This is a genomic window from Cupriavidus sp. GW821-FHT07C08, assembly GCF_059419025.1.
On record NZ_JBWKQZ010000038.1, the window covers coordinates 82,364 to 92,508 of the forward strand.

Here is a 10,145-nt window from a genome sequence, read left to right on the forward strand (position 1 = left end):
CAAAAATGGCGCCTTCCGGCGAAATCCACACGCTGGATGGCCAATTTCCCGCCGGGTTAACGCTAATTCGTAGTCCCAATGCCCGTTGCCTAAGATTCCGTTCAATTGGAGAACAGCAGTTCGCAATTAGAACAATATCGCATGTCCGGCCCGCAGGACGGTTCGTGCGATTTCCAGGCAAACGGAGACAGCGGTGCAACATCCCACCCAAACGAAGGGCGGCGTCACGGACGTCCAGGCCCTGATCGACGGACAGCGATTCACTGGTTACCAGTGGCTCATTCTTGTGCTGTGCTTCCTGATCGTTGCCATTGACGGTTTCGATACCGCCGCAATCGGATATATCGCGCCGGCGCTGGTGCAGGAATGGGGGATCGAGAAAGCCGCCCTCGGGCCCGTCATGAGCGCGGCCCTGTTCGGTCTTGCTTTCGGTGCGATCTTCGCCGGCCCGCTGGCCGATCGGGTGGGCCGCAAGAAGGTGCTGGTGCTGTCCGTCTTCTTCTTTGGCGCCTGCAGCCTCGCCACTGCGTTTGCGCCCACGCTGGGATGGCTCACGGTCTGGCGCTTCCTGACCGGCCTGGGACTGGGCGCCGCCATGCCCAATGCCGTGACGCTGACATCGGAGTTCGCGCCGCAACGCCGCCGTGCCGTGCTCGTGAATACCATGTTCTGCGGCTTTCCGCTGGGTTCCGCGGCCGGCGGCTTTGTCGCCGCCGCGATGATTCCGCACTTCGGCTGGCACAGCGTGCTGCTGCTTGGCGGCATCGTGCCGCTTGCGCTTGCGCTGTTGCTGGTGGTGCTGCTGCCGGAGTCCGTGCGCTACATGGTCCTGCGCAACTATCCTGCCACCCAGATCCGCAACGTGCTGCGGCGCGTGACTGGCGCAGACCTGTCCGAGGCCAACAACTTCATCATCGGCGAGCAGGCCCCTGCGACCCGATCCGCCATCGGCACCGTGGTGGCGCCCGGCTATCGCCTGGGCTCGGCGATGCTGTGGACCACTTACTTCATGGGCCTTGTCATCTTCTACCTGCTGACGAGCTGGATGCCGACGCTGATGAAGGACGCTGGTTTCTCGATCCAGCACGCGTCGTTCCTGACGGCGCTGTTTCCGCTCGGTGGCGGCATCGGCACCATCGCCGCCGGCTGGTTCATGGACCGCTTCAATCCGAACAAGGTCATCGCCATCACCTACGCCGCAACCGGCGTGCTGATCTACGCAGTGGGCCACGGCACCGGCAGCCAGGTGCTGCTGGGCGTACTGATCTTCCTCGCCGGTACGGCCATGAACGGCGCCCAGTCTTCGATGCCTTCGCTGGCCGCGGCCTTTTACCCGACGCAGGGCCGCGCTACCGGCGTTGCCTGGATGCTTGGCATCGGCCGCTTCGGCGGCATCACCGGCGCGCTGCTCGGTGCGGAACTGCTGCGCCTGCACCTGGGCTTCGACACGATCTTTACGCTGCTTACCGTGCCGGCATTCCTTGCCGCCGGAGCGCTGCTGGTGAAGCATTTTAGCAGCCGCCCTGCGGGTGCCGCCGACTCAGTCAATGGCAGCGCAAGCGTCGCAAGTCACTGAGCGGAATCAGGCTGGGCCGCGGCGCGAATGCAGTTCGCCAGCGCCTCGGCCATTGGTGTGAGCGTGCGGTCGCCGTGCCGCAGCAGGCCGATCGGTTCCTCGGTGCCCTGCGTATCGATCGGCAGCAGTACCAGATCCCCCTCGGATACCGCGCGCCTGGTTGCGGAGAGCGGCGCTGCCCACACGCTGTCGCTCTGCCGGGCCAGCAGCCGTCCGAGATAGGCGTCCGAGGTTTCCACGCAGCCGTCCGGCAGTGGCAGGCCGTGCCGGGCGAGCAGGCTTTCGGTGTTGTGGCGGGGAATCGAGCCCGCGGCCGGAATCACCAGTGGCCACGCCAGTGCGTCAACCAGCGTTGGCCGCGATACGGCGGCGAGGGGATGCCCGGGACGAACCGCCAGTGCCAGCGAGTCCGGGCCCAGCGACTCGAACCACAGGCTCTCCATGGCCACCGGGTCGTCCATCCGGCCAATGACGAGGTCGAGCACATCCGCCTTGAGCTGGTCGATGAGGTTGCGGTTCATGCCGGTCTGCACGGCAAGGCCGACCTCGGGATGCGCGGCGCGGAACCGCAGCAGGGCATCAGTCAGCACGGCCGGCACCACGCTTGGCAGCGCACCCAGCCGGATGCGCTCCTGCGGCAGCGCATCCGCGCCGGCCATACTGTCCGCGGCGGCATCGATATCCGCGAGGATGCGCAGGGCGTGGCGCAGGAAGCGCGTGCCGGCGGTGGTCAGTTCAGTGCCGGCCCGCTGCCGGACCAGCAGGCGGGTGCCGGCAAGTTCCTCGAGCTCGCTCAGTGTCTTGGAGACAGCCGGCTGCGTCAGCCCCAGGCGTTCGGCGGCGCGGCCCAGGTGCTGGGTCTGGGACACCGCCACGAAACAATAGAGGTGCCGCAGCCGCACGCGATTGCGGAAGATTTCGAGCGTGAGTGGGCCTTGGGGTTTCATGTCAAAAAGTTATCGTATTTCGATGAATTATTAATTTACATGACTTTATGTGTTGTTTAAAGTCAAACCATTCCAATGACAAGGAGACTGCGCGATGACCCGTCTTGCCCAGTACCGCCGTCCCTACTGGGACACCCAGCCCGAATACCGCTTCGATCCCTATGCCTCGACGCAGAAGCGCTCGCCGGGCCAGCCGCTGATTGCGCTGCCGCAGTCGCTGTCTGAAGTGACCGGTCCCACCTTTGGCGCCGAGTTCGTCCGTGAAGGCGATAACGACCTCACCGTCGGCAACGGCGGCGAGCCCATCGGCGAGCGCATCCTCGTGACCGGCCGCGTGTTGGACGAGAATGGCAGGCCGGTGCCGAACGCGCTGATCGAGGTCTGGCAGGCCAATGCGGCCGGCCGCTACGTGCACAAGCGCGACCAGCACGATGCGCCGCTCGACCCGCATTTCTCGGGCGAAGGCCGCACCGTCACCGATGCCAGCGGGCGCTACCAGTTCAAGACCATCAAGCCCGGCGCCTATCCCTGGCGCAACCACCACAATGCCTGGCGGCCGCAGCATATCCACTTCTCGCTGTTCGGCAACGCCTACGCCACGCGGCTGGTGACGCAGATGTATTTCCCCGGCGATCCGCTGTTGCCGTTCGATCCGATCTTCAACTGCGTGCCGGACGAAAAGGCGCGCAACCGGCTTGTGGCCAGCCTCGACTGGGAGACAACCCAGCCCGAATACGCGCTCGGCTACCAATTCGATATCGTGCTGCGTGGCCGCGATGCCACGCCGATGGAGTAAGACCATGCTTTACGCCACCGCATCCCAGACCGTCGGCCCTTATCTCCATATCGGCCTGAGCGGCCTGAACTGCGCCGACCTGACCGCCAGCGCGCCGGAACTGGCCGGCCAGCGCATCGTGATCGAAGGCCGCGTGACCGACGCCGACGGCGAGCCCGTGCCGGACGGCATGGTCGAGATCTGGCAGGCCAACCCCGCCGGCCGCTACCGCCACCCCGACGATGCGCGCGAGCTGCCGCTGGTGCCTGGCTTTACCGGCTTCGGCCGCGTGCCGACCGAGGCCGACGGCTCGTTCCGCTTTGTCACCGTCAAGCCCGGCACCGTGCCCGGTCCGGACGGCCGGCCGCAGGCGCCGCACATCATGGTGTCGGTGTTCATGCGCGGGCTGGTCAAGCATGTCGCCACGCGCATGTACTTCCCGGACGAAGCGGCCGCCAATGCAGCCGATGCCGTGCTGGCGCTGGTCCCCGCCGAGCGCCGCGGCACGCTGATTGCCAGCGATGCCGGCAACGGCACGCTGCGCTGGGATGTGGCGCTGCAGGGGCAGGGCGAGACGGTGTTCTTCGATATCTGAAGGCCCCGCTGCCGGCAACAGACGCATAATCGGGTGGCCGTCGATGTCACGGCCACTCACGCTACCCATCGCCCCCAATGCCAACCGCTACGCGTCTTACCGATCCCATGTCCGGCAGCCCGGCCGTGCTGGACATTTTCTCCGACGCCGGCACGGTGCAGCGCATGCTTGCCGTGGAGGCCGCGCTCGCGCGCGCCGAAGCCGACAGCGGCGTGATCCCTGCCGCGGCCGCGGCCGTGATTGCCGACGTCTGCCGCGACCCCGGCATCATTGACCGCGACGCGCTTGCGCAAGCCGCGGTCGCTGCCGGCAATCTCGCCATTCCCTTCGTCAGGCAACTGACCGCCGCCGTGGCAGCGCGCGATGCCGAGGCGGCGCGCTTTGTCCACTGGGGCGCCACCAGCCAGGACATTATCGACACCGCACTGGTGCTCCAGGCCGGCGACGCGCTGCGCGCGCTCGATGCCGACCTGGTGCGCCTGGGCGCAGCCTGCGCCGCGCTGGCTTCGGCGCATCGGGCCACGCCGATGGTCGCGCGCACCTGGCTCCAGCATGCCCTGCCGGCCAGCTTCGGCCTCAAGGCCGCGGGCTGGCTCGATGCGCTGCGCCGCGATCTCGGCCGTCTCGATGCCACCCGCGCCCAGGCCCGCGTGCTGCAGTTCGGCGGCGCCGCCGGCACGCTCGCCAGCCTTGGCCAGGCCGCGCCCGCGGTGACCGCCGCGCTGGCCCGCGAACTGGACCTGGCCGCCCCCGTGCTGCCGTGGCACGCGCATCGCGATCGCATGGCCGAGATCGCCACCACGCTGGGCATGCTGACCGGCACGCTCGGCAAGATGGCGCGCGATATCTCGCTGATGATGCAGACCGAGGTGGCGGAAGTGGCCGAGCCGTCTGGCCCCGGCCGCGGCGGCTCCAGCACCATGCCGCACAAGCGCAACCCGGTCGGCTGCGCGGCGGTGCTGACGGCCGCGGTGCGCGTGCCCCCGCTGGTGGCGACGATGCTGGCGGGCATGGTGCAGGAACATGAACGCGCCCTGGGCGGCTGGCAGGCAGAGTGGGACACACTGCCGCAGATCGTGACGCTGGCCGCCGGCGCGCTGCGCCAGATGGGCGAGGTCGTGGCGGGGCTGCAGGTCGATACGGCGCGCATGCGTGCCAACCTCGGCCTCACCCATGGCCTGATCCTCGGCGAGGCGGCGATGCTTGAACTTGGCGGCAGGATCGGCCGGCTGCCGGCGCACCATCTGGTAGAGCGTGCCTCGCAACGTGCGGTGGCCGACGGCACCAGCCTGCGCGACGCACTGGCTCGCACGCTGCAATCCGACCCGGCGCATGCTGGCCTGCTCGATGACGCCGCGCTGGACCGCCTTGCCGACCCGGCCAACTACGCGGGCCAGTCAGCGGCCTTTGCGGACGCCGCCGTGCAGGCCTGGCAATCCGCGCTGGCGGCGCGCCAGTCCTGAGACTGCCCTGAGCCCGGAACTACCGCGATGCGCCGGCCACACCGCCGGCCGCGCACCCAAGGAGACTGCATTGCCCTACCTCGACCACGCCGGCGCCCGGCTCTTCTACACCGTTGACGGCCCCGATTCCGCGCCCGCCATCCTCTTCTCGAACTCGCTCGGCACCGACCACACCATGTGGGAGCCGCAGGCTGCCGCGCTGGCCGGTCGCTATCGCGTGGTGCGCTACGACACCCGCGGCCACGGCCGCTCGACCGCGCCGGGCGATGCCTTTACCGTGGCGCAGCTCGGGCAGGACGTCATCGCCATCCTGGATGCGCTGGGGATCGGGCAGGCGGCGTTTTGTGGCCTGTCGATGGGCGGGCTCACCGGGATGTGGCTGGGCATCCATGCGCCGCAGAGGTTCTCGCATATCGTGCTGGCCAATACCGCCGCGAAGATCGGCAATGCCGACGGCTGGAACACCCGCATCGACACCGTGCTGCGCGAAGGCATGGCCGTGATGGTCGCGCCTTCAGTCGAGCGCTGGTTCACGCCGGGGTTTGCCGCCACGGCGGAGCGCGCGCTCGACGGCTTGCGCGATGTGCTCGCCGGCCTCGATCCGCGCGGCTATGCGGCCAGTTGCGCGGCCGTGCGCGACGCCGATTTCCGCGAGTCGGTCGCGTCGATCCAGGTGCCGGTGCTGGTCATCGCCGGCAGCCAGGACCCGTCGACCCCTGCGCAGGAAGGCCGCGCGCTGGCCGATGCGATTCCCGGCGCCCGCTTTGTCGAACTGCCCGCCGCGCATATTTCCAGCTTCGAGCAGCCCGGCCGCTTCACGGCAGCGCTGCTCGATTTCGTGCGCGGCCGGCTGCCGGTCACCGATGATCATGCGCGCTACGACGCCGGCCTTGCCGTGCGGCGCGAGGTGCTGGGCAGCGCGCACGTGGACCGTTCGCTCGCGCGGCTGACCCCGCTCAACGAGGAATTCCAGAACCTCATCACGCGCTATGCCTGGGGCGAGATCTGGACGCGCGAAGGCCTGCCGCGGCATACGCGCAGCCTGCTGACGATCGCCATGATGGTGGCGCTGAACCGCCCGGAGGAGCTCAGGTTGCATCTGCGCGCCGCCGCCAACAATGGCGTGACACGCGACGAGATCAAGGAGGTGCTGCTGCAGACCGCAATCTATTGCGGCGTGCCGGCGGCGAACTCGGCCTTTCATCTGGCCGAGGAGGTGTTCGCCGGGATGGACCAGGCCGGCTGACCGGTCACCCCGCCGCATCCGCGGGCGGCGGCATGGCAAATGCCGGCAGCCGCGCGCGCCCCGATTGCCGGAACTCTGTCGGCGACTGTCCTACCAGCCGCGCGAAGAAGCGCGAGAAGTAGGCAGCGTCGGAGAACCCGAGCGACAGGGCGATGTACTTGACCTCCAGGTCGCTGAACAGCAAGTCGCGCTGCGCCTCGGCCAGCACGCGCGCATGGATCATCTGCAGGGCCGACTGCCCGCACGCCTGGCGGCACACGCGGTTGAGCTGCGTGGGCGTGATGCCGATGGCGCCGGCATAGTGCGCGATTTCCTTCTGCTCACGATAAGCTGACTCGAGCATCTGCTGAAAGTGCTGGAAGTGCCGCGCGGGCCGGCTGTTGCTGCGCACCGCGGCCGGCGCGGTGGCATTGGCCAGCCGCGCGATGCCGATCAGCAGCAGCGTCAGCAATGCCGACAGCGACGCCCCGCGCCAGGCGGACACAGTTTCCATCTCGCCGCGAACCAGTGCCAGCGTGTCGGCCAGCGCGTGGCCCCGGCGCACGCGGTCGTGGCGCGGATGGGCGAACAGCGGCAGCGCATCCGGCACCCCGGCCAGCAGCGTACGCAGGTGGCTGTCGGTCATGGTCACGACCATGCCGTCGGTGTCCGGCGTGAAGACAAAGCCGTGGATGTGCCGTGGCGGCATCGTCACCAGCGAACCGCTGCGCAGCGGTTCGCGCCGCTCCTCCAGCAAGGCTTCGCCGGCGCCTGAGTGAATGTACAGAATTTGCAGGAAGCGCTCATGCCGGTGTGGCTTGATCTCCCACCCGTGCAGGCGGCTGCGCGCGGCAATGGACTCGAAATGCAGCTGGTTTGACAGCAATTCCGAGGGATTGGTGCCGTATAGCGAGTACGTCGGGACAGGTCTCACGGTGGCTTCAGTGTTTACCAGCGATGTTCCGATTGTCCTGTCATTGGTTCGATCTGTCCATTCCTTGGGGGGCCTCAGCCGACTATCTTTAGCGGCAGAAGACGGATACCCACAAGGAGACAAGACATGCGCACCCAGGTTGCCATCATCGGCGCCGGCCCGGCCGGCCTGCTGCTCGGCCAGTTGCTGACTCGCGCCGGCATCGACAACATCATCATTGAACAACGCAGTCCCGAATACGTGCTTGGCCGCATCCGCGCGGGCATCCTGGAGAGCGTCACCGTCGACGCGCTGGAACGTGCCGGCGTGGCCAGGCGGCTGCATGCGGAAGGCCTGGTCCACGACGGCATCGCCCTGTCGTACGGCGGGCAGCGCCACCATATCGACCTGCATGCGCTGATCGGGCGCAGCGTCACGGTGTACGGGCAGACCGAGGTCACGCGCGACCTGATGGATGCACGCCGCGCCGATGGCACCACCACGGTCTATGAAGCGCAGGAGGTGAGCGTGCATGGTTTCGACGGCAGCACGCCGTCGGTGCGCTATCGCAAGGATGGCGCCATGCGCGAGGTTGCCTGCGACTACATCGCCGGCTGCGACGGCTTTCACGGCATCTGCCGCGAGAGCGTGCCGGTGGCGGCACGCCAGGTGTTCGAGCGCGTCTATCCGTTTGGCTGGCTGGGGCTGTTGTCGGAGACGCCACCCGTTGCCGATGAGCTGGTCTACGCCAGCCATGAGCGCGGCTTCGCGCTGTGCAGCATGCGTTCGCGCCACCGCAGCCGCTACTACGTGCAGGTGGCGTCGAGCGAGCGCGTCGAAGACTGGTCCGATGAGCGCTTCTGGCAGGAGCTGCGCAGCCGGCTCGATCCGCAGACGGCAAGCGCGCTGGTGACCGGGCCCAGCATCGAGAAGAGCATTGCCCCGCTGCGCAGTTTTGTGAGCGAGCCGATGCGTTTTGGCCGGCTGTTCCTGGCGGGCGACGCGGCACATATCGTGCCGCCTACCGGGGCCAAGGGGTTGAACCTGGCCGCCAGTGATGTGCTGGCGTTGTCCGAGGGTTTTGAAGCCCGTTACCGCCATGCCGATGCCAGCGGCCTCGATGGCTATTCCGCGCGTTGCCTGCAGCGTGTGTGGAAGGCCGAGCGCTTCTCGTGGTGGATGACTTCGCTGTTGCACCGGTTTCCGGATGCGGATGCGTTCTCGTTGCGGATGCAGCGGGCGGAGCTGGACTATCTGGTGGGGTCGGAGGCGGCGTCGCGGGTGTTGGCGGAGAACTATGTGGGGTTGCCGTATTGAGCGGTCTGCCAGCAAGCGAGGCGAGTGCGGCATCGGCGCGCAACTGCTGACAGACTTTGCATGCTGCCGGCTTGCTCCCTCTCCCGCAAGCGGGAGAGGGAGCACACAGTCGGCTCGCTGAAACCCGGTAGAACTTGCAGGCAGCCGACGCTACGCGGCCAGCGCGCCGGCGCCCGGGACCATCGCCTGCACTGCCTGCAGCGTGTCTCCGACCACCCCACCCACGAGTATCACGGCCGGGCTGGCCAGCCCCGCTGCGAGCGATTCTGCGAGCGTGCCGAGCGAGCCGGTCCAGCTGCGTGCCTGCTCGCTGCCGGCATGCATCACCACCGCCGCCGGCATGTCGCTGCGCATCCCCGCCGCCAGCAAGCCGTCGCGGATCGCCGCGATCCGGCTCATGCCCATATAGATCACCAGCGTGGTGCCGCCACGCACCAGCGCCTGCCAGTCGGGCGAGCCGTGCGCGCTGGTATGGCCGGTCACGAAGGTCACGCCGTGGCAGTGCGCGCGGTGTGTCAGCGCAATCCCCAGTGCCTGTGCGGCGGCCATGCCGCTGCTGATGCCATTGACGATCTCGACGGCTACGCCGTGGCCGCGCAGGAAGGCGGCTTCTTCGCCGCCGCGCCCGAACAGCAGCGGATCGCCGCCCTTGACGCGCGCCACGGTGCGGCCGGCCAGCGCATGCTGCAGCGTCAGCTGCTGGATGCGCTCCTGGCTGACCGAGCAGCGCCCGCCGCGCTTGCCGACCCACTCCACATGCGTGCCGGGCCTGGCATAGCAGGACATCTCCGGCGCGACCAGGTCATCGACCAGCCAGACCTCGGCCGCGGCCAGCGCGCGCATGGCGCGTACCGTGACCAGGTCCGGGCTGCCGGGGCCGACGCCGACCAGCCAGACCTTGCCGGGTTTCAGGGGTGGGTTCATCTCGGGCTCCTGCAATGGGGCATCACCACGCCGGCTCAGTGGCTGGTGCCGGCCGAGCGCGTGGTCTTGTTGAAGACGTTGTACTTGCCGATGGGCTTGTCCATCGGCAGGCGCCTGACCTCCTGCAAGGTGGCCGCGTCGTACACCACGATGGCGCCGTCGCGCTCCATCAGGCTGACCAGCGCGTAGCGCCCGTCGCGCGTGAATTCGACGTGGGCGGCGGTGCGCCCAGGGCTCGGCGTGACGCTGCCGATCACCCGCAGGCTTTGCTTGTCGATCACCTGCAGAGTGTCGCGCTTCGGGCTCATCATGGCGTCGGCCCAGGCGTAGGGGGTAATGCCGTTCAGTTAAGGTCCCTATTGAGGAAGCGAACGGCATAGCGTGAAGGGCGGGACTTGACGACCCGGTCG

Annotated in this window: 9 protein-coding genes and 1 pseudogene; 6 read left to right on the plus strand and 4 right to left on the minus strand. The window is 68.0% G+C overall.

Annotated features, from left to right (window positions below; translation table 11 throughout):
* The first annotated feature begins 193 nt into the window (after positions 1–193).
* Positions 194–1,576: an MFS transporter gene (locus AC07UK_RS34090; RefSeq protein ID WP_436224713.1), complete on the plus strand. Its 1,383-nt coding sequence runs from the start codon at positions 194–196 to the stop codon at positions 1,574–1,576.
* Here AC07UK_RS34090 and AC07UK_RS34095 read toward each other — a convergent pair.
* Complete coding sequence (locus tag AC07UK_RS34095) at positions 1,570–2,523, minus strand: LysR substrate-binding domain-containing protein (RefSeq protein WP_436224714.1); 954 nt, start codon at positions 2,521–2,523, stop codon at positions 1,570–1,572. The two genes, AC07UK_RS34090 and AC07UK_RS34095, sit on opposite strands and share 7 nt — an antisense overlap.
* A 94-nt stretch (positions 2,524–2,617) precedes the next feature.
* Here AC07UK_RS34095 and pcaH point away from each other — a divergent pair, with 94 nt between their 5' ends.
* From pcaH to pcaDC, 4 genes are all read left to right on the plus strand, one after another.
* Positions 2,618–3,319 (plus strand): protocatechuate 3,4-dioxygenase subunit beta, encoded by a 702-nt coding sequence (gene pcaH / locus AC07UK_RS34100; RefSeq protein ID WP_494687418.1) that lies wholly within the window; start codon positions 2,618–2,620, stop codon positions 3,317–3,319.
* Positions 3,320–3,323: 4 nt separating this feature from the next.
* Positions 3,324–3,893: a protocatechuate 3,4-dioxygenase subunit alpha gene (gene pcaG, locus AC07UK_RS34105; protein WP_011617762.1), complete on the plus strand. Its 570-nt coding sequence runs from the start codon at positions 3,324–3,326 to the stop codon at positions 3,891–3,893.
* Between the two features lie 107 nt (positions 3,894–4,000).
* On the plus strand, positions 4,001–5,356 hold the full coding sequence (locus AC07UK_RS34110; protein WP_436225359.1) for a 3-carboxy-cis,cis-muconate cycloisomerase: 1,356 nt from the start codon (positions 4,001–4,003) through the stop codon (positions 5,354–5,356).
* Between the two features lie 70 nt (positions 5,357–5,426).
* The gene (gene pcaDC, locus AC07UK_RS34115; RefSeq protein WP_436224716.1) at positions 5,427–6,602 is read left to right on the plus strand and encodes a bifunctional 3-oxoadipate enol-lactonase/4-carboxymuconolactone decarboxylase PcaDC; all 1,176 of its coding nucleotides are present in this window, start codon (positions 5,427–5,429) and stop codon (positions 6,600–6,602) included.
* A 4-nt stretch (positions 6,603–6,606) separates the two neighbouring features.
* On the opposite strand, the gene AC07UK_RS34120 is transcribed toward pcaDC, so the two are convergent.
* On the minus strand, positions 6,607–7,515 hold the full coding sequence (locus tag AC07UK_RS34120) for a helix-turn-helix domain-containing protein (protein WP_436224717.1): 909 nt from the start codon (positions 7,513–7,515) through the stop codon (positions 6,607–6,609).
* A 126-nt stretch (positions 7,516–7,641) separates the two neighbouring features.
* Between AC07UK_RS34120 and pobA the strand changes: the two genes are divergently transcribed.
* Positions 7,642–8,811: a 4-hydroxybenzoate 3-monooxygenase gene (pobA, locus tag AC07UK_RS34125; protein ID WP_436224718.1), complete on the plus strand. Its 1,170-nt coding sequence runs from the start codon at positions 7,642–7,644 to the stop codon at positions 8,809–8,811.
* Positions 8,812–8,961: 150 nt separating this feature from the next.
* On the opposite strand, the gene cobA is transcribed toward pobA, so the two are convergent.
* Together cobA and AC07UK_RS34135 are read right to left on the minus strand one after the other, a co-directional pair.
* Positions 8,962–9,735 carry a uroporphyrinogen-III C-methyltransferase gene (gene cobA / locus AC07UK_RS34130; RefSeq protein WP_494687417.1) on the minus strand — a complete coding sequence of 258 codons (774 nt, stop codon included), beginning with the start codon at positions 9,733–9,735 and terminating at the stop codon, positions 8,962–8,964.
* Positions 9,736–9,770: 35 nt separating this feature from the next.
* Positions 9,771–10,070 (minus strand): annotated as a pseudogene (locus tag AC07UK_RS34135) (cytochrome D1 domain-containing protein); the annotation flags it as partial.
* Positions 10,071–10,145 lie beyond the last annotated feature (75 nt).